Source organism: Streptomyces sp. NPDC048604 (assembly GCF_043199435.1).
GTDB lineage: Bacteria > Actinomycetota > Actinomycetes > Streptomycetales > Streptomycetaceae > Streptomyces.
In genome coordinates this window covers 257,827-276,638 of record NZ_JBICVX010000001.1, presented here as the reverse complement: position 1 = coordinate 276,638, position 18,812 = coordinate 257,827, and the positions used below count along the sequence as shown (strand labels likewise).

General features: G+C 72.7%; 18 protein-coding genes and 1 riboswitch. Of the genes, 7 read left to right on the top strand and 11 right to left on the bottom strand.

Features of this window, described 5'->3' with window-relative positions; all coding sequences use genetic code 11:
• Positions 1–9: 9 nt before the first annotated feature.
• From ACGFMM_RS01160 to efeO, 4 genes are read right to left on the bottom strand one after another with little or no spacing between them, the layout of a single operon-like run.
• A complete protein-coding gene (locus ACGFMM_RS01160; protein WP_393641945.1) occupies positions 10–999 on the bottom strand; it encodes a hypothetical protein in 990 nt (329 codons plus the stop codon).
• Positions 881–1,834, bottom strand: a complete 954-nt coding sequence (gene efeU, locus ACGFMM_RS01155) for an iron uptake transporter permease EfeU (protein WP_393641944.1) — start codon at positions 1,832–1,834, stop codon at positions 881–883. Before efeU ends, ACGFMM_RS01160 begins: the two co-directional genes overlap by 119 nt.
• Positions 1,835–1,871: 37 nt before the next feature.
• Positions 1,872–3,170, bottom strand: coding sequence for an iron uptake transporter deferrochelatase/peroxidase subunit (efeB, locus tag ACGFMM_RS01150; RefSeq protein WP_393641943.1), 1,299 nt, complete (start codon positions 3,168–3,170; stop codon positions 1,872–1,874).
• 13 nt (positions 3,171–3,183) lie between these two features.
• On the bottom strand, positions 3,184–4,341 hold the full coding sequence (efeO, locus tag ACGFMM_RS01145; protein WP_393641942.1) for an iron uptake system protein EfeO: 1,158 nt from the start codon (positions 4,339–4,341) through the stop codon (positions 3,184–3,186).
• Between the two features lie 735 nt (positions 4,342–5,076).
• Between efeO and ACGFMM_RS01140 the strand changes: the two genes are divergently transcribed.
• Positions 5,077–5,433, top strand: coding sequence for a hypothetical protein (locus tag ACGFMM_RS01140; RefSeq protein ID WP_393641941.1), 357 nt, complete (start codon positions 5,077–5,079; stop codon positions 5,431–5,433).
• A complete protein-coding gene (locus ACGFMM_RS01135) occupies positions 5,414–6,112 on the top strand; it encodes a PhzF family phenazine biosynthesis protein (RefSeq protein WP_393641939.1) in 699 nt (232 codons plus the stop codon). Before ACGFMM_RS01140 ends, ACGFMM_RS01135 begins: the two co-directional genes overlap by 20 nt.
• A 29-nt stretch (positions 6,113–6,141) precedes the next feature.
• On the opposite strand, the gene ACGFMM_RS01130 is transcribed toward ACGFMM_RS01135, so the two are convergent.
• Positions 6,142–6,978 carry a transglycosylase SLT domain-containing protein gene (locus ACGFMM_RS01130; RefSeq protein WP_393641937.1) on the bottom strand — a complete coding sequence of 279 codons (837 nt, stop codon included), beginning with the start codon at positions 6,976–6,978 and terminating at the stop codon, positions 6,142–6,144.
• Between the two features lie 3 nt (positions 6,979–6,981).
• A riboswitch (cyclic di-AMP (ydaO/yuaA leader) is annotated at positions 6,982–7,167 on the bottom strand.
• 358 nt (positions 7,168–7,525) lie between these two features.
• Here ACGFMM_RS01130 and ACGFMM_RS01125 point away from each other — a divergent pair.
• On the top strand, positions 7,526–8,833 hold the full coding sequence (locus ACGFMM_RS01125; protein ID WP_393641935.1) for an acyltransferase: 1,308 nt from the start codon (positions 7,526–7,528) through the stop codon (positions 8,831–8,833).
• 30 nt (positions 8,834–8,863) lie between these two features.
• Here the strand turns inward: ACGFMM_RS01125 and ACGFMM_RS01120 are convergent, their stop codons facing one another.
• On the bottom strand, positions 8,864–9,514 hold the full coding sequence (locus ACGFMM_RS01120; protein WP_393641933.1) for a heme oxygenase (biliverdin-producing): 651 nt from the start codon (positions 9,512–9,514) through the stop codon (positions 8,864–8,866).
• 122 nt (positions 9,515–9,636) lie between these two features.
• Complete coding sequence (gene map, locus ACGFMM_RS01115; RefSeq protein WP_393641931.1) at positions 9,637–10,494, bottom strand: type I methionyl aminopeptidase; 858 nt, start codon at positions 10,492–10,494, stop codon at positions 9,637–9,639.
• A 65-nt stretch (positions 10,495–10,559) separates the two neighbouring features.
• Here map and ACGFMM_RS01110 point away from each other — a divergent pair, with 65 nt between their 5' ends.
• Entirely contained in the window at positions 10,560–10,790 is a 231-nt protein-coding gene (locus ACGFMM_RS01110) for a hypothetical protein (RefSeq protein WP_393641930.1), read from the top strand.
• Between the two features lie 8 nt (positions 10,791–10,798).
• Here the strand turns inward: ACGFMM_RS01110 and ACGFMM_RS01105 are convergent, their stop codons facing one another.
• Positions 10,799–11,401: a hypothetical protein gene (locus tag ACGFMM_RS01105; protein WP_393641928.1), complete on the bottom strand. Its 603-nt coding sequence runs from the start codon at positions 11,399–11,401 to the stop codon at positions 10,799–10,801.
• 96 nt (positions 11,402–11,497) lie between these two features.
• On the opposite strand from ACGFMM_RS01105, the gene npdG reads away from it, so the two are divergent.
• Positions 11,498–12,202: an NADPH-dependent F420 reductase gene (gene npdG, locus ACGFMM_RS01100; protein WP_393641927.1), complete on the top strand. Its 705-nt coding sequence runs from the start codon at positions 11,498–11,500 to the stop codon at positions 12,200–12,202.
• 103 nt (positions 12,203–12,305) lie between these two features.
• Positions 12,306–12,479, top strand: coding sequence for a hypothetical protein (locus tag ACGFMM_RS01095; RefSeq protein ID WP_393641926.1), 174 nt, complete (start codon positions 12,306–12,308; stop codon positions 12,477–12,479).
• A 22-nt stretch (positions 12,480–12,501) separates the two neighbouring features.
• Here the strand turns inward: ACGFMM_RS01095 and ACGFMM_RS01090 are convergent, their stop codons facing one another.
• A complete protein-coding gene (locus ACGFMM_RS01090; protein ID WP_393641925.1) occupies positions 12,502–13,302 on the bottom strand; it encodes a site-2 protease family protein in 801 nt (266 codons plus the stop codon).
• Between the two features lie 179 nt (positions 13,303–13,481).
• Here ACGFMM_RS01090 and ACGFMM_RS01085 point away from each other — a divergent pair, with 179 nt between their 5' ends.
• Entirely contained in the window at positions 13,482–16,883 is a 3,402-nt protein-coding gene (locus tag ACGFMM_RS01085; RefSeq protein WP_393641923.1) for a BTAD domain-containing putative transcriptional regulator, read from the top strand.
• Positions 16,884–16,898: 15 nt separating this feature from the next.
• Here ACGFMM_RS01085 and ACGFMM_RS01080 read toward each other — a convergent pair whose 3' ends face one another.
• On the bottom strand, positions 16,899–17,762 hold the full coding sequence (locus tag ACGFMM_RS01080; protein ID WP_393641922.1) for an ABC transporter permease: 864 nt from the start codon (positions 17,760–17,762) through the stop codon (positions 16,899–16,901).
• Positions 17,759–18,751 (bottom strand): ATP-binding cassette domain-containing protein, encoded by a 993-nt coding sequence (locus tag ACGFMM_RS01075; protein WP_393641921.1) that lies wholly within the window; start codon positions 18,749–18,751, stop codon positions 17,759–17,761. The genes ACGFMM_RS01080 and ACGFMM_RS01075 overlap by 4 nt, the downstream gene beginning before the upstream one ends.
• Between the last annotated feature and the right edge of the window lie 61 nt (positions 18,752–18,812).

Below are 18,812 nucleotides of genomic sequence, written 5' to 3'. Positions count from 1 at the left end.
CGGGACCCGCTACGAGCCCTTCGCGGCCGTCACGCCCTGCAGCCGGCCCGCTATCGTCACCGCGTCGTTCGAGGCCGCCTGCGCCGCCGGCTTCACCAGCGCCGCCTGGTTCGACACCCACTCCTTGGTGACCGTGTTCGTGACCTCGCCGGTCATCAGCGCCTTCACGTCCGGGTCGACCTTCGGCCGGTAGCCCCGCGCCGCCGTCTGCCGCTCGAAGAAGCGGATGGCGAAGAACACCAGCGCCCCGCCGTCCTCGGTCCGAAGGGCCAGCGGCGCGTTGTCGCCGTCGTCCATGGTCTGGTCGACGTACTGCGTCGCCATCCCCAGGCGCTTGGCGTTGCGTTCCCGCGACTGCCGCCACGTCGTGGTGTGCGGGCCGGGTGCGAACATCTTCGGCTCGCCCGACTTCAGATACGTGACGTACCGCCCGCCGATGTCCTTCGGGGAGACCGCCAGCTTCGCGTCGTTCGCGGCCACCGGCACCGCGTAGCCGTCCTTCTGCTCGAAGGCCGGGACCTCGTCCGGCGAGAGGATCGCCAGGTGCGCGACCTCCCACAACTGCTCGGCCCCGTTGCGCACGAACACCAGCAGCCAGCGGTCGCCGGCCCGCCGCGCGCCCCGGTCCCGGTTGGAGTCGGTGTCCGCGACGAACCAGCGCGGCCAGCCCGCCTTCTTCGGGATGACGAACTTCGCGTCCGTCAGCTCCAGCGGCTGGTGCTTCGGGTTGCCGCCCGGACTGGTGACCGAGCGGGCCTTCAGACCCGCCTGGTTGATCGCGCCCAGCGGCCCGGTGACCCGGCCCGCGTCCAGGGCCGGGTCGTACGCCTTGTCGGCCGCGTTGTACGCGGCGGTGAAGTCCTTCAGGGCCTGTTCGGCCTCAGCCTTCGTCACCGCCGGGACGAGCTCCAGCTCGCCGTGCACCGTCACGCAGCCGCTCGCCGTCAGCGCCAGCACCGCTGTCGCCGCGACCGCCGTCGCCGGCCTCCGCCTTCTCATCGGCCTTCTGCTCCTCCACCCGCACCGGACGTCCGAACCCTACCGGGGCGAGGAACAGCGCGAGCGTCGGGATCAGATACAGCGCCCACACCGTGACCTGAAGCACCGTCGGATCGGGCTGGAAGTTGAAGACGCCCTTGAGCACCGTGCCGTACCAGCTGTCCGGCGGGATCGTCGCCGAGACGTCGAAGGCCTTGTTCTCGAGACCGCCGAGGAAACGCGCCTCCTGCAGATCGTGCACGCCGTACGCGAGCACGCCCGCGGCGACCAGGACCAGCAGCCCGCCGGTCCAGGTGAAGAACTTCGCCAGGTTGATCCTCAGCGCGCCGCGGTAGAACAGCCAGCCCAGGAACACCGCGGTCAGCAGCCCGAGCAGCACCCCGGTCAGCGGCGCGTGGGTGCCGTCCGAGGAGGCCCGTACCGACGCCCACACGAACAGCGCGGTCTCCAGGCCCTCCCGGCCGACGGCCAGGAAGGCGGTGGCGACCAGCGCGCCGGTGCCCATCTGCAGGGCCGCGTCCAGCTTCCCGTGCAGCTCGGACCGCAGATGCCGCGCGGTGCGCCGCATCCAGAAGACCATCCAGGTGACCAGGCCCACCGCGAGGATCGACAGCGAGCCGCCGAGCGCCTCCTGCGCCTCGAACGTCAGCTCCTGCGAGCCGAACTCGAGCCCCGCGCCGAACGCCAGCGCCACGCCGACGGCCACCGCGATGCCGGTCCAGATCGGCCTCAGCGCGTCCCGGCGTTCGGTCTTCACCAGGTACGCGATGAGGATGCAGACGACCAGGCTGGCCTCCAGGCCCTCGCGCAGGCCGATCAGATAGTTCCCGAACACGTCGGTCCCCTCCTTGAGTTGCGAGCGAGCGCCACCGCTACGAGAACAGCGCCCGGCCCCACCAGTCGTCCTTGCCCCGGACGCCCGGCGGCACCGCGAACAGCGCCGAACCGACGTGCTGGATGTACTCGTTGAGCACGTCGGCACGGGCCAGCGAGGTCTGCACCGGCACGAAGCCGGTGCGCACGTCCCGCTGGTACGCGAGGAAGAACAGACCGGTCTCCAGACGCCCGAGACCGTCCGTGCCGTCGGTGAACGAGTAGCCGCGGCGCAGGATCGTCGCCCCGTTGTTGGAGTCCGGGTGCGCGAGCCGGACATGCGCCTCCGGCTTCATCGCCGGCAGGAACGGCTCGTCGTGCTCCTTGGCCCTGCCGACCGGCGCGCCTTCCTTCTTGTCGCGGCCGAAGATGTCCTCCTGCTCCTGCAGGGGGGTGCGGTCCCAGGTCTCGACGTTCATCCGGATACGGCGGGCGACCAGGTACGAGCCGCCGTCCATCCACGCCGCCGGGCCCTGCGCCGCCTTGCCGGACACCCAGACGTGCTTGTCCAGACGGGCGCTGTCGGTGCCGGCGATGTTGCGGGTGCCGTCCTTGAAGCCGAACAGGTTCCGCGGGGTCTGGGCGTCGGGGGTCGTCGAGGACGTCTTGCCGAAGCCGAGCTGCGACCAGCGCACCGCGACCTTGCCGAAGCCGATCCTGGCCAGGTTGCGGATGGCGTGCACGGCGACCTGCGGGTCGTCCGCGCAGGCCTGGACGCAGATGTCGCCGTTGCTGCGGGCCCGGTCGAGGTTGTCGCCGGGGAACTTGGGCAGGTCGATCAGGGCCTCGGGCCGCCGGTCCTTCAGCCCGAACCGCTCGTCGAAGAGCGAGGGGCCGAAGCCGATGGTGAGGGTGAGCCGGGACGGCTTGAGGCCGAGCGCCTCGCCGGTGTCGTCCGGCGGCGCCTCCGGCAGGCCGCCGTACGCGCCCTCGCCGACCTCGTGACCGGCCGTCATCCGCTCGGCCGCGCGGGTCCAGTCCTTCAGCAGCTGGACGAGCTCGGCCCGGTCCGTCGTCTTCACGTCGAAGGCGGCGAAGTGCAGCCGGTCCTGGACGGCGGTGGTGATACCGGCCTGGTGCTTCCCGTGGAAGGGCACGGCCCCGCCGTCGGCGGCGACCAGCTGCGTGTCGCTCCCCTCGCGGGTCAGGGCGACGGCGCCGCCGGCCGCGGCGGCACCGAGCGCGAGCCCGGCACCGCCCCAGCCGATGACACTGCGCCGGGAGGGAGAGGTCGACTCGGCGCTGTCGGTGCTTTCTGGGCTTTCAGCGCTGTCGGTGTATCCGGTGGTCTCGGTCATCGTGGGGTGCCCCCTACTTCACAACCGCGGCGGCGAGCTTGGACAGCGGCTCGGCCAGCGCGTTGACGCCGTCCGAGAGCTCCTTGCGCTGCTCCTTGCCGACCTTCTCGTACGAGGTGAAGACGTACGAGGCCTTGTCGGTGCGGTACTTGTCGAGCAGCGTGTTCAGGGCGGCGAACTGCTTGTCCAGTTCGGCGACCAGCTTCGGGTCGTTCTTGGCGGCGACCGGCTTCAGCAGCTCGAAGGACTTCTGCGCGCCCTCGACGTTCGCCTTGAAGTCGACCAGGTCGGTGTGGGAGTAACGCTCCTCCTCGCCGGTGACCTTGCCGGTGGCGACCTCGTCCAGGAGCTCCTTGGCGCCGTTGGCCATGGACGTCGGGGTGATCTCGGCCTTGCCGACCCGCTTCACCCAGTCGGCCAGGTCCTTGTCGAGGAGGTCGGCGAGCTGCTTCTCGCGGTCGCCGATCTTCTTGTCCTGCCAGAGCGCCTTCTCCAGGCGGTGCCAGCCGGTCCAGTCCTTGGCCGGGTCCTGGCCGGCCTCCAGGCCATCCTCGCGGACGTCGACCTTCGGGTCGATGTCGCCGAAGGACTCGGCGACCGGCTCGGTGCGCTCCCAGCCGATGCGGGAGTCGGCGTACGCCTTCTTGGCGGCCTCGATGTTCCCGGCGCGGACGGCGTCGGTGAAGACCTTCACCTTCGGCAGCGTCTCGTCGGCCTGGGTCTGCACGTACTGCCGGTACGCGGCGACCGCGGCGTCCATCTCGGGGGAGCGCTTCGCGACCGCGCCGCCGCCGGTGACCTTGACCTTCTGGCGGATGCCGTCGCCCTTCATGCCGGGCTTGCAGGCGATCTCGTAGTCGCCGGCCTTGACCTCGGCGGTGATCTTCGCCTTGGTGCCGGGGCCGATGTTCTCGCGCTCGGTGACGATGCGGTCGTCCGGGAAGAGGATGTAGACCTCGGTGACCTTGCTGCCCTTGTTCTCGACGGCCAGCTCGACGTGGCCGGCCGGGAACTCCTTGTCCGAGACCTCGCAGGAGTCGTCCTTGGCGACGACGGTGACCGCGCCGTGCGCACCGCCCTTCGCGTCGCTCTTCTCGGCGCAGCCCGTGACAGCGGTCAGAGCGGCCGCGGTGGCGGCGGCGGTGACGACGGACAGGCGGACGGCTCGCATAGGGGCTCCTGGGGAGTGGGGCACGGGCGTGCGGGGACGGTGAGGCGGGCCTAACTTAGCTCACCCTTACCTCGGTCATACCCGTCCGTCCAGTGATTCAGCTCTCAGGTCGGCCGGAGCGGACACGGCTCGGTCACAGGGCTCTCATGACCGTGCCATGGGAGAGTCAACGGTCGGTCAAGCGGGTTGTTCTGTCCTGGTTTGAGGCGCTGTTAGCGTGACGGTCCATGAGTCGAGCGCAGATCTCCCGCCAGACGCTGCCCGGTGGGCTGGCCCTGACCGTGACCGGCCGGCCCGGACCGCCGCCGCTGAGGATGGAAGCGGCGGACGGACGGCGGATGCTGCTGCGCCAGGACGGGCGGGCGCTGCTCCTCGGGCGGGTCGACGCCGACCGCGGGGGAGTGGCGCTGCGAGTGCGGCCCGGCTACCGCTCGCCCCTTCCGCCGTTGCGCGCGGACGAGTCGAGGCGCCAGGCTGACCGGCCGCACGCCTACGCGGGCCTGCTGGCCCTCCGGCCCCGGCGGCCCGCTGCACGACGGCCGGTGGCTGCTCGGGGAGAGCCCCACCCTGCCGCACGGCTCATGGCGGCACGAACTCCTGCGCACCTGGCCCGAGGCGTACGTCGACTGGGACAAGGGCTGGAACGGCGTCGTCCCGCTGCGCCCGCTCTCCGCGCCGGACGCGCCGAGGGTCAAGGCGTACCGCCGCCGGGCCCGCGAGGGCGCGCTGCCGCCCGTGCTGCTCTGGTGGCTGTCCGCCCTCGACGGCTGGGCGATCCTCGACGGCCACGACCGGGCCGTGGCGGCGCTGGCGGAGGACATGGAGCCCGAGTCGGTGGTGCTGACGCGCGGCGAGGACGACGAGACGCGCGACGTCGTGCGGACGGCGACGACCGTCCACTACGAGAAGCGGCTGGCGGCGCTCCCGCCGGACGCGGGGTCGTTCCGCGAGGCGCTGGCCCGGTCGCACGGCGGCGCGATGATCGCCGTCGAGTACAGCGAGGCGCCCACGCCGGCCTGGCCGATTCCCGGCGGAGCGGCGGAGTGGGACGCCCTGATGCTTGAATTCCGCCATGAACACGACCGCTCTTAGCCGTTCCGGTTCCGCCGACCGCGCCACGGACGTCGACGTCCTGCGCGTCTTCTGCGCCGGCGACGGCCGGTACGGCAACGCCCTCGGCGTCGTACGCGACGGGCGCGACCACCCCGACGAGGCGTCCCGGCAGGCGCTGGCCAAGGAACTCGGCTTCAGCGAGACGGTGTTCGTCGACGACCCCGAGCGCGGGATCGTCGACATCTACACCCCCGGCCTGCGGCTGCCGTTCGCGGGGTACCCCCTGGTCGGCGCGGCCTGGCTGCTCGACCTGGAGGTCGTCCGGCCGCCGGCCGGCGAGGTGTGGGTGCGCGGGGACGGCGAGTTCACCTGGATCGAGGCCCGGGCGGAGTGGGCCCCGCCGCGCACCCTGCGGCGGTACGCCTCGGCCGGGGAGGTCGACGCACTGGAGATCCCCGAGCCGGGTGAGTGGATCTACGCCTGGGCGTGGGAGGACGAGGCCGCGGGCCGGGTGCGCGCCCGTGGCTTCCCCGGGCGCGGCGACGGCATCGACGAGGACGAGGCCACCGGCGCGGCCGCCCTGCTGCTCACCGCACAGTTGGGCCGGGCGCTGAACATCACCCAGGGCCGGGGCTCGCAGCTTCTGACGGCCCCCGGCCCTGACGGAGTGATCGAGCTGGGCGGCCGGGTGCGCCTGGAACGCACCCTGACCGTCTGATCGCTCCCGGTGTGCCCCGGTACGTACCCCTAGTACGCTCCGAAGACGTTGTCGATGGAGCCGTACCGGTCGGCGGCGTAGTTGCAGGCCGCGGTGATGTTGGCGACCGGGTCGTAGGGGTCCATGGAGGTGCCCGGCACGTGGTACGCCTGGAACGTCGGGTCGATCACCTGGAGCAGGCCCTTGGACGGGGTGCCCTTGGCGGCGTTGGAGTCCCAGTTGTTGATGGCCAGGGGGTTGCCGGAGGACTCGCGCATGATGTTGCGGTGGATGCCGTCGTACGAGCCCGGGATGCCGTGCTTGGCCATGACGTCCAGGGCTTCGTTGATCCAGCCGTCGAGGGTGTTCGTGTAGGACTTGGGCGCGGCGTCGCGGGCGACGGTCTTCGCGGGGGCGGCGGCCTTCGCGGGGGCGGCCTTGGCCGGGGCGGCGCGCTTGGCGGAGCGGTCGGCGCGCTCGCCGGAGGCGGACGCCTTCGGCTTGGCGGGGGCGGCGACGGCCTTCTTTCCGAGGGAAAGACGCAGACCCGGGTGAATGAGTGACGGATTGTCACCCACGGCGACCCGGTTGTTCCGGTAGAGGCTCTTCCAGCCGCCGGAAATTCGCTGCTCCTCGGCGATCACCGAAAGGGAATCGCCGCGGACGACGGTGTAGGTCTTCGGCGCGGCTTTCGGTGCGGCCTGCGGAACGGCGGCCGCGATCTTCCCGACGGCGGCGGGGGCCGCGGGGGCCTGCTGGGGGGTGGCGGCCTGGGCGCCGGTCGGGATCAGCGGCAGCGCGAGCGCGGCGCCGCCGGTGCCGGCCATGGCGATGCCACGGCGCAGGGGACGTCGCTTGGGGCGGCGGTGCTTACCGGATGCGGGCATGGTGGTTCCTCTCCGGCGCCTTCGGGGTGAGCTGTCGGGTTCGGGCTGGAGCTGCCCGGCCGCACACGGCGGCTTCACCCCAAGCCGCCGCGGATTCCGCGCCGGCGCATTCGTGGGTCCCCCGCTCCTGCCGACGGGTGCGTGCTCGGTGTTTTTACGGACGGTGGCAGGATTCGGCGATCCGTCCGGGTCGACGCGAACGTAGGCGAGAAATGCGCCGGGAAACAAGACGCGAATTCCCTGATCAATTGATTTCGATCATTTACGGCGGGGCGGAAGAGGCCCTAACTGCCTTGCGGTGCACGGCGTCGAGGGCGGCACGGTCGCCTGGTGCTCCGTGGTCGCGTGACGGACATCACGGGGGAGGGGATCGGAATACCCGAAAAGGAAAGCCGAATTCCCAAAAGACGGGACAAAGGATATTAACTACGCAATAGCCGTGTTGTGCTGGTATGACCGAATCGAGACGGCTGTGACGGCGTACTCAGGCCCCGGATGAGTATCCGAGCCCTGACGGGACGTCGGGCGGGCGCGGCACGGTGTCCGCATGGGAATCAGCGCGCGCGAACTCGCCGCCAACACTCCGGCGACACGGGACCGGTACGTCGATCTGCTGCGGGTCGCCTCGCTCGGCGTCGTGGTGCTCGGGCACTGGCTGATGGCCGCCGTCACGGCGGACGGCGCGGTCGGCAACCTGCTGGCGGTCGTACCGGAACTCCAGATCGTGACCTGGGTGTTCCAGGTGATGCCGGTGTTCTTCTTCGTCGGCGGCTTCTCGCACGCGATCGCGCACCGCTCCCGCCCCCAGTACGCGGCGTTCCTCCGGGCCCGGCTGCAGCGGCTGCTGCGGCCCACGATGGTGTTCATCGGCGTGTGGGGCGCCCTCGCCCTGGTCGTCCAACTCCTCGGCGGGGACCGGGGCCTGACGGGGGTGGCGCTGCGCCTCGTCGCCCAGCCGCTGTGGTTCATCGGCATCTACCTGGCGATGGTCGCCTTCACCCCGCCGCTCCTGAAGCTCCACGAGCGGTACGGCTGGGGCGCGTTCGCCGCGCTGGTGGCCGCGGCGGCCGCGGTGGACGTGCTGCGGTTCGCGGCGGACGTGCCGTACGTGGAGTTCCTGAACTTCGCGTTCGTCTGGCTGGCGGTGCATCAGCTCGGGTTCCTGCGGGCCGACGGGATGATCCGGCTGCCCGGCGCCCTCGCGGTCGCCGGCCTCGCCGGCGCGGGGCTGCTCGTGGCCTTCGGCCCGTACCCGCTGTCGATGGTCGGGATGCCCGGCGAGAAGGTCTCCAACATGGCCCCGCCGACGCTGGCCCTGCTCTGCCACGGCCTGTGGCTGGTCGGCGCGGTCGAACTGCTCCGGGGCCCCGGAGCCCGGTTCGCGGCGCGGGCGGGCGTCTGGCGCAAGGTCGTGGCGGCGAACGGGATCGCGATGACGGCGTTCCTGTGGCACCTGTCGGCGATGCTCGGCGTGTACGGGGCGCTGCTGGCCCTCGGCGCGCGGCTTCCGGCCCCGGCGACGGCCGGATGGTGGGTACAGGCGCCCCTGCGGATCGCGGCCGCGGCGCTGCTCACGGCCGGCCTGGTCGCCGCCTTCCGCCGCTTCGAGCGGCCCGCCACGGCCGCGCCGGCCACGGGCGAGGGCGGCCCGGTGGCGGCCCTGGGCATCACGCTGGCACTGCTGGGCGTCCTGGGCCTGTCGATGGTCGGCTTCGGCGGCCTGCTCGAGGGCCGTACGGCCCTGCTGATAGCCGTGCATGTGAGCGCGCCGGCGGCGGTGGGGATGGCGCTTGCGGGCTGGCTCCTCGTGGAGCGGGCGGGCCGGGGCGGACGGCGGGGACCGGGCGCCGCGTGAGGGCGCCGGCCCGGGCCGTGGGCCGGGCCCCTACGCGCTCATCCGGAACTCGTCCGCCAGCTCCCGGAACATGGCCCCGTTGTAGTCGAAGGCGCGCTTGCACTCGTCGACGATCCGCTGCCGCTCCAGGTCGTCCGCGTTCACGCCGTCGAGGAGCTCGCGGTAACCCCGCTTGAAGGCGGCCGGGTTGGCGATGTCGTCGAAGACGTAGAAGCGGACGCCGTCGCCCTTGCGGGCGAAGCCCCAGGTGCGCTCGGCGCGGTCGCGGATGATCTGGCCGCCGGAGAGATCGCCGAGGTAGCGGGTGTAGTGGTGGGCCACGTACCCCGCGGGCCAGTCGCGGGCGCAGGCCCCGACGCGGTCGGCGTACGCGGTGGTGGCCGGGAGCGGGGAGACGCCGGCGCGCCAGTCGGGGCCGCGCAGATGCGCCAGGTCCTGCTCCAGCGCCGTGGTGCGGAAGAGCTCGGGCCGTATGAACGGCCCGGCGACGGGGTCGGCGCGCAGCGCCTCGGCGCCCTCTTCCAGGGCGCGGTACACGAACCAGAGCTGTTCGGTGTAGCGCGCGTACGCCTCGACGCCGAGGCGGCCGCCGAGCAGGTCGGTCATGAAGCCCGACGACTCGGCCTCGGTGTGCTGCTGCTGCGACGCGGTGCGGATCAGCGTGGAGAAGGGCGTGGTCAAGGCATGCCTCCGGAACCGGGCGGTCGTCGGGACGGGAACCGGTGATGATCCTGCTACTTAGGTTTGCCTAAGTCAACCAGTTCCCGACGGCCTGTCGGTAACGAAGGTACCCCGCGGAGGGCCTACGGCAACGTGAGGATTTCCGCACCGCTCTCGGTGACGACGAGGGTGTGCTCGAACTGCGCGGTCCGCTTGCGGTCCTTCGTGACGACCGTCCAGCCGTCGTCCCACATGTCGTACTCGTGGGTGCCGAGGGTCAGCATCGGCTCGATGGTGAAGGTCATGCCGGGCTGGATGACGGTCGTGTGGTGGGGCGAGTCGTAGTGCGGGACGATCAGACCGGAGTGGAAGGACGAGTTGATGCCGTGACCGGTGAAGTCCCGGACGACGCCGTAGCCGAAACGCTTGGCGTACGACTCGATGACCCGGCCGATGATGTTGACCTGGCGGCCGGGCTTGACGGCCTTGATCGCCCGGTTCAGGGACTCGCGGGTGCGCTCCACCAGGAGCCTGGACTCCTCGTCGACGTCGCCGCAGAGGTAGGTGGCGTTGTTGTCGCCGTGGACGCCGTGGATGTACGCGGTGACGTCGAGGTTCACGATGTCGCCGTCGCGGAGCACGGTGGAGTCGGGGATGCCGTGGCAGATGACCTCGTTGACCGAGGCGCACAGCGACTTGGGGAAGCCGCGGTAGCCGAGGGTGGAGGGGTAGGCACCGTGGTCGCACATGTACTCGTGCGCGACGCGGTCGAGCTCGTCGGTGGTGACGCCGGGGGCGATGTGCTTGGCCGCCTCCGCCATCGCCCGGGCGGCGATGCCGCCGGCGATGCGCATCCGCTCGACGGTGTCGGAGTCCTGCACCTCGGGGCCGGTGTACGGGGTGGGGGCGGGCTTCCCGACGTACTCGGGACGGCGGATGGCTCCGGGGACGGAGCGGTGGGGGGAGAGCTCCCCGGGCACGAGCAGCGACTGGCCAGACATGCAGCGAGTCTAACCAGCCGGGGTGGGGCAGCATGGCGTCAGAGAGACGGATGAAGGAGCGGGAGATGTCCCTGTTCAAGAGGCGCACGACCGGCAAGCCGGGCGAGTGGTTCTACTGCCTGGAGCACAAGAAGGTCGAGGAGGGCCCGGACTGCCCGGCCAAGAACCGCTTCGGCCCCTACGCGACGCGGGAGGAGGCCTCCCACGCCATGCAGACGGCCCAGGAACGGAACCTGGAGTGGGACACCGACCCGGCCTGGCACGACAGCCGGAAGAACGACGACGAGAGCCGCTGACCGGGCCCTCACCAGCGGGGCGGCGGTGGGGACGTCAGGCGGTCGGCCAGCCGGGAGAGACGGTCGCGGAAGGTGCGGCGCCGGCCCGCAGGGTGGCCGTTCTCGCCGGTGGCGGCGCTCACCAGGTGCTGGAGGGTGTCCAGGTCCAGCTCGGCGGTGTCCGCCGCCACCGTGAGCTCCTCGTGGGCCAGGCCCCGCAGCTCCGGGTCGCCCCCGTCCAGGGACAGCACCGTCGCGCCGGCGCGCCGGGCGTCGTGGACGCGCTCCAGGACGGGGGCGTCCGGGCTGGCGGGGGCGACCACCAGGACGGTCGAGCCGCGGCCGGCCGCCTCCAGCCGGCCCAGGCCCACCGCCAGGTGCGCCGGGTCGCCCGGCCGCACCCGGTGCCGGACCAGGGTCGGCGTCAGCTCCGGGCGGCCCGACCACGCCGCCTCGTCCACCAGATGCGCGGCCAGGTGCCACGGCTCGTACGCCGCCGTGCCCACCAGCAGCAGTCCGCCGCCGTGCGGCAGCACCGACGAACGCAGCGCCCCGGCGAACCTCCGGGCCGCCGCCGGCCACTCCGTCCCGGCCAGCACTTCACGCAGCAACGCGACGCGTACGGCATCCATGGCACCGCATCCTGCCGCCCGCCCGGCGCCTGTGCCGCCGGTTCGGGGCGGCTCACCCGTACGGGAACCGGCCGACCGGCCAGTAATGTCGGGGCCATGACTTCCACTGACAGTGCGCAGAAGGCCCCCGCCAAGGACCCCTGGGACCTCCCGGACGTCTCCGGGCTCGTCGTCGGCGTCCTCGGCGGCACCGGCGACCAGGGCCGTGGCCTCGCCTACCGGCTCGCCCGCGCCGGGCAGAAGGTGATCATCGGCTCCCGGGCCGCCGAGCGCGCCGAGACGGCCGCCGCCGAACTCGGCCTCGGCATCGAGGGCGCCGACAACGCCGAGTGCGCCCGGCGCAGCGACATCGTGATCGTCGCCGTGCCGTGGGACGGCCACGCCAAGACCCTCGAGTCGCTGCGCGAGGAACTCGCCGGCAAGCTCGTCGTCGACTGCGTCAACCCGCTCGGCTTCGACAAGAAGGGCGCCTACGCCCTGAAGCCCGAGGAGGGCAGCGCCGCCGAGCAGGCCGCCGCGCTGCTGCCGGAGTCGCGGGTCACCGCGGCCTTCCACCACCTGTCCGCCGTGCTGCTCCAGGACACCTCGATCGAGGAGATCGACACGGACGTGATGGTGCTCGGCGAGTCGCGCGCCGACACCGACCTCGTCCAGGCGCTCGCCGGCCGCATCCCCGGCATGCGCGGCGTGTTCGCCGGCCGGCTGCGCAATGCCCACCAGGTCGAGTCGCTCGTCGCCAACCTCATCTCCGTCAACCGGCGCTACAAGGCCCACGCGGGTCTGCGGATCACCGACGTCTGAGCCGCGGCCCACGGCCCGGCCGATGTCGGGCCGGAACGGGGCATGGGGGACACTGGACCGGCAGCATCGCACCGCCGCCGTACCCGGACAGGAGCCGACCCCCATGCCCCGCCTCGCTCTGTACGCCCTCGCCGTCTGCCTCCTCGCGGTCGTGGCGGCCGTCGTCTCCTTTGCCTCGGGCAGCTGGCTCGGCGTGATCTGGGTGCTGCTGGCCGGCCTCTCCTCCAACATGACCTGGTACTACATCCGGCGGGCGAAGCTCGCCGCCGAATCCTGAGGTCCGCGGCCCCGCCCCGGGCTCAGGACACCCCGCAGACCTCCGGCGCGCCGTCCCAGAAGCGGTACAGCTCCCAGCCGCACGACCGGTCGAACGGGTGCACCCCGAGGGACTGGAGCAGCGCGTCCATCCCGTCGAAGAACGCCCCGCCGACCGCCGGGACGAACAGCAGCGCGATCACGACGAAGAAGCCGTACGGCGCGATCGGCTCGATCTTCCTCCGGAGGCCCTCGCTCAGCCAGGGCTCGATCACCCCGTAGCCGTCGAGGCCCGGCACCGGCAGCAGGTTCAGCAGCGCCGCCGTGATCTGGAGCATCGCGAGGAACGCGAGCGCGTACCGGAAGGCGAGCGGCACGCCGTCGAGGGCGTCCAGCCAGAACGGCGCCGTGCAGACCACTGCGAACAGCACGTTGGTCAGCGGGCCCGCGGCCGAGATCAGGCTGTGTCTCCAGCGGCCGCGGATGCGGTGCCGCTCGATGAACACCGCGCCGCCGGGCAGGCCGATACCGCCCATGATCACGAACAGCAGGGGGAGGATGACGCTGAGCACGGCGTGCGTGTACGCCATCGGGTTCAGCGTGAGATAGCCCTTCGCGCCCACGGTGAGGTCCCCGCTGTGCAGGGCGGTGCGGGCGTGCGCGTACTCGTGGAGGCAGAGGGAGACCACCCACGCGGCGGACACGAAGACGAAGACCGAGAACCCGGAGGAGGCGGCGAAGCCCGTCCACACGGCCCAGCCGCCGACGCCCATGACGGCGAGGATCGCCAGGAAGACCGGGCTGATCCGTCGTTCGTGCCGGCGCGCGGTGGCGGAGGTGGACATGGGCGGCTTCCTTTCGCTCGGGCGGGCGGTCGGTGGGTCGGTCGGACCCTCTGGGGAGCTGGATCTGTCGTGTGCTGTGTTGCCGGTCGAACGTGCCGCGAGGGCCGCCGGGTTCCCGCGGCGGATCCCTTTGGCGACCTCATGCCAAATACAGCGGTGCCGACGGAGAGAATGGGCCCGTGCGCTACTCCGTCCTCGGGCCGACCCAGGTCCACGCCGCCGACGGGACGCCCGTCCCGGTGGGCGGGCCCCGGCTGCGGGCCCTGCTGACCGCGCTCGCCCTGCGCGCCGGGCGGGTCGTACCGGTCGGCGCCCTGGTGGCGGAGGTCTGGGACGCCGGGCCGCCCGCCGACGAGGTCGCCGCGCTGCAGGCGCTGGTCGGCCGGCTGCGCCGGGCGCTCGGGCACGGCGCCGTCGCCTCGGCGGAGGGCGGCTACCGGCTGGTGGCCGCGCCGGACGACGTGGACCTGTTCCGGTTCGACCGGCTGGTCGGCGAGGGCGTACGGGAGGCCGCGGCCGGCGGCGACCCGCAGCGCGCGGGACGGCTGCTCGACGAGGCGCTGGGGCTGTGGCGCGGGCCCGTGCTCGCGGACCTTCCCGACCGTACGGTGCAGGCCGCGCGCTGGGAGGCCCGCAGTCGGACGGCCCGGCGCGCCCGCGCCGAGGCGGCCGTGGCGCGCGGCGACGCGGAGCCGGCGCTGGCGGAGCTCGCCGCGCTGACGGCGGAGCATCCGCTCGACGAGCCCCTGCAGGCGCTCCGCCTGCGCGCGCTGCGCGCGGCGGGCCGCCCGGCGGAGGCACTGGAGGGGTACGAGTCGGTGCGCCGGCTCCTCGCGGACGGACTCGGCACCGACCCCGGCCCCGAACTGCGCGCCCTGCACGCCGAGTTGCTCTCCCCGAGCGAGCCGCACCGCCCGGCAGCGGCACCGGAGACGCCTGGCGCGCCGACACCGCACGCCGCGCCAACACCTTCCGCCGCACCGCCACCACCTGCCGCACCCGCCCCCGCACCACCCGCCCCGCGTCCCGTCGGCAATCTCCGTGCCCGTCTCACCAGCTTCGTCGGCCGCGAGGACGACATCGCCCGGCTCCGCACGGACCTCGGGCAGGCCCGCCTGATCACCCTCCTCGGCGCCGGCGGCGCCGGGAAGACCAGCCTCGCGGTCCAGGCGGCGCGCGCCGAGTCCCGGACGGGGGCATGGGACGACGGCGTCTGGGTGGCCGAACTCGCCCCGGTGACCGACCCCGACGCGGTCGTCGAGGCCGCGCTCGGCGCGCTCGGGGCGCGGGAGACGGTGGTCCGCGCGGCGCTTCCCGAGGAGCTGCGCAGTACCGACCCGCTGGGCCTGCTCCTGGAGCACTGCGCCGACCTGCGCCTCCTGCTCGTCCTCGACAACTGCGAGCACCTGGTGGCGGCGGCGGCCGCGCTGGCGGAGACGCTCCTGGCCCACTGCCCCGATGTGACGATCCTGGCCACCAGCCGCGAGCCCCTGGGCGTCCCGGGCGAAGTGGTACGCCCCGTGGAGCCGTTGCCGGAGGCGACGGCGCTCCGGCTGTTCGCCGAGCGCGGCGCGACCGTCCGCCCCGGCTTCGCGGTGGACGAGGACCCGGAGGCGGCCGCGGAGATCTGCCGCCGTCTGGACGGTCTCCCGCTCGCCGTCGAACTGGCCGCGGCCCGGCTGCGCCTGCTCACCCCGCGCCAGATCGCCGACCGCCTCGACGACCGCTTCCGCCTCCTGACCACCGGCGCGCGCACGGTCCTGCCCCGCCAGCAGACCCTGCGCGCGGTCGTCGACTGGTCCTGGGACCTCCTGACGGACCCCGAGTGCCTGGTCCTGCGCCGCCTGTCGGTCTTCTCCGGCGGCTGCGACCTCGCCGCCGCGGAAGCGGTCTGCACGACTGCGTCAGCCACCCCGGCCACCCCCGCCACTCTCGACCTCCTCGGTGCACTTGTCGACAAATCGCTCGTCGTTGCCGCACCCGACCCCGTCACCGGCGCCATGCGGTACCGGCTCCTGGAGACCGTCGCCGAGTACGGGGCCGAGCGGCTCGACGAGGCCGGGGACCGGGGGGACGCCGAGCGGCGGCACCTCGTGCACTACCGGGAACTGGCACGGGCCGCCGACCCCGAGCTGCGGGGGCCCGGCCAGGCGCCGGCGCTCGCGCGGATCCGGGCCGAGTACGAGAACCTGCGGACCGCGCTGCGGCGGGCCGTCGCCGCGCGGGACGAGGACGAGGCGCTGATGCTCGTCCACACCCTGCTCTGGTACTGGCAGATGCGGGATCTGCGTGCCGATGCCCGGCACTGGGCCGGGGCCGCCGCCGAGCTCGGGCCCGACCCGTTCGCCGCGCCGGCCGCGCCCGTCGTCCCGCTCGACGCGCCCGTGACCGCGGCCCCGCCGCCGTTGGACGAGGCGCGCCGCTGGGAGGCGCGGCGCGGCGTGCGGCTCGTCGAGCTGCTCAACATGAACCACGACACGGCGCGTTGGACCAGCCCCGAGGGGCTGCACCGGCTCAACGAGATCGTCGCCGTCTATCCGCCCGGGCTTCCGCAGACCTGCCGGCTGCCCGGGGCCTTCGCGCTGGTCGCCGTGCTCCTCACCGGCGACCAGGCGCGGACGCGCCACGCGCTCGACGTCACCGTCTCCGCCTGCCGCGAGCACGGGTTCGAGTGGGAGCTGGCCAACGCGCTCCAGTTGCGCGCCAACATCCTGGCCAACCGGGCCGACTGGGCCGGCGAGGCGGTCGTCGACGCGGACGAGGCCCTGAAGCTCTTCCTCCGCCTGGGCGACTCCTGGGGCGTCGCCGAGGCGCTCTCCTCCCGCGGCGAGGCGCGCGAGCGGCGGCTGGAGTTCGCCGGCGCCGCCGAGGACTTCGCCGCCGCCGTCGGCCACGCCGAGCGGCTCGGCGCGCAGTCGCAGACCGCCCTGCTGCGCGCCCGGCACGCCTGCATGCTCGTGGAGACCGACCGCCGCGCCGAGGGCGAGGAGATCCTGCGGCAGATCGTCGACGGCGAGCACGGCCGCGGACTCGAGGCGGTGGTCGTCGCCCGCAGCTACCTCGGCGTGCTCCTCGGCCGCACCGGGCGCACCGCCGAGGCCCGCGCCCATTTCCAGGCGCTGATCGGCGAGTTCAACTCCGAGACCTTCGCGATCTTCGAGGGCTTCACCCTCGGCGGCCTCGGCTGGCTGGACAACGTCGACGGCGCGTACGACTCCGCCTTCACCCTCGTCCACCAGGCGTACCACCGCTCCCTGGGCGGGCTGTCCCTGATGGTCGCCCCGCAGATGCCGGCCGCCCACCTGGTCAACGCCGCCTGGGCGCTCGCCGGGCTCGGCGGGTCCTGCGCCCCGTTCGCGGCCCCACTCCTCGGCGCGGCCGCCGCCCTCGGGCCCGGGGGGTATCTGCTCGCGCCCCAGGAGCAGGAGAACCTGGCCGTCGCGACCGCGCTGGCCCGCGAGCGGCTCGGCGAGGCCGCGTTCGAGGCCCGGTACGCCGAAGGCGGCGGCCTCTCCCTCGCGGAGGCCGCCGCCCTGCTCGACCGCGCCGACGCGATCAGACGGAGTGCTGCCGAGTCCTGAACACCGCCGTCACGGTCACGTCTTGTTGCGGAACTTCGCCACCGCCACCGGCGCCGTGATCACGGTGATCGCCAGGGCCCAGCCCAGCGTCATCCACACCGAGTGCGCGACCGGTCCGCCGTTGACCAGGTTCCGGGCCGCGTCCGCCAGGTTCGACAGCGGGTTGTAGTCGGTGAAGGTCTTCAGCCAGCCCGGCATCGACGTCGGCGGCGCGAAGATCGACGAGCCGAACTGCAGCGGCATCAGCACCAGCATCGCCATGCCCTGGACCGCCTGCGCCGTCTTCAGCGACAGACCCAGCAGGATGAAGATCCACATCAGCGAGGCCCCGAACACCATCGACAGACCGACCGCCGCGCACAGGTGCAGGAACGAGGTGTGGATCTCCATGCCGAGCAGGAAGCCCATGCCGAGCAGGATCGCCGTGGCGACCAGCATCCGGCCGATCTCGACCACGATCTTCGCGACGAGCACCGAGGACCGGGCGATCGGCATCGTCCGGAACCGGTCCATGACTCCCTTCTTGATGTCGTCGTTGATGCCCACGCCGACGGCCATGGCGATGTTCATGCCCATCATCGCCATCAGGCCGGGGGTCACGTAGTTGACGTACGCGTCGTTGTTGCCCTTGCCCGCGATCGCGCCGCCGAAGACGTACACGAAGAGCAGGATGAAGATGATCGGCGTGAAGACGGCGTCGAACATCGACTCCGGGTCCTGCTTGATCTGCAGCGCGTTGCGCCGGACCAGCGCGCCGATGTGCCGCAGATTGGCGCGCAGTCCGATCCGGCCCTCGCCCGCCGGGGCGCGCCGCTTCTCGGGAGCGGGGCCGCCCGCCGTGCTCGTCGGGGACTGGGGGAGCGTGGTCGTGGTGCTCATGCGGCGACCTCCTGGGCGACCGGGTCGGAGACGGCGGTCTTCTCGCCGGTCAGGGCGAGGAACACCTCGTCGAGGCTGGGAAGATGGGTGCCGATGTCGGTGATGCCGAAGCCGCGCGCCCCGAACAGGCCCACCACCGCGGTCAGTTGCTCGTCGCTGAGGATCGGGACGTACAGCGCCTCCTCGTCCGGGACCGCGGTCGCGCCGGCGACCCCGTCCAGCCCGGTCTCGCGCAGCGCCGCGGCCATGGCGGGCAGCTCGGCCGGGTCGGCCGGCCGGACCTTCAGGGTGCGGCCGCCGACGCGGGCCTTGAGCTCCGCGACGCCGCCCTTGGCGATGACCCGGCCCCGGTCGATGACCGTCAGCTCGCTCGCGAGCTGCTCGGCCTCCTCCATGTACTGCGTGGTCAGCAGGACCGTCGCGCCCTCGGCGACCATCCGCCGGACCTCGTCCCAGACCTCGTTGCGGGTACGCGGGTCGAGGCCGGTGGTCGGCTCGTCCAGGTACAGCACGGCCGGGCTGCCGATCATCGAGGCCGCCAGGTCCAGCCGGCGGCGCATGCCGCCCGAGTACTGCATCGCCGGGCGCTTGGCGGCCTCGGTGAGGGAGAACCGTTCCAGCATGGCGTCGGCGCGGCGGCGGGCGTCGGCCCGGGACAGGTCGAGCAGCCGGCCGATCATGTAGAGGTTCTCCCAGCCGGAGAGCTTCTCGTCGACCGAGGCGTACTGGCCGGTCAGACCGATGGTGCGGCGCAGCTGCCGGGGCTGCTTCACCACGTCGTACCCGGCCACGAAGGCCGTCCCGGCGTCCGGGACGAGCAGCGTGGACAGGCAGCGGACGAGGGTGGTCTTGCCGGCGCCGTTCGGGCCGAGCACCCCGAGGACGGTGCCCTCGCGGACGTCGAGGTCGATGCCGTCCAGCGCCTTCGTCTCGCCGAAATGCTTCACGAGGCCCCGTACCTCGACGGCGTTGGTGTGTGATCGCGTCATGGCCCCATGGGACCAGCCGCCACCGACAATCCACCGACAAGCCGCCTACAGGAGACCGACA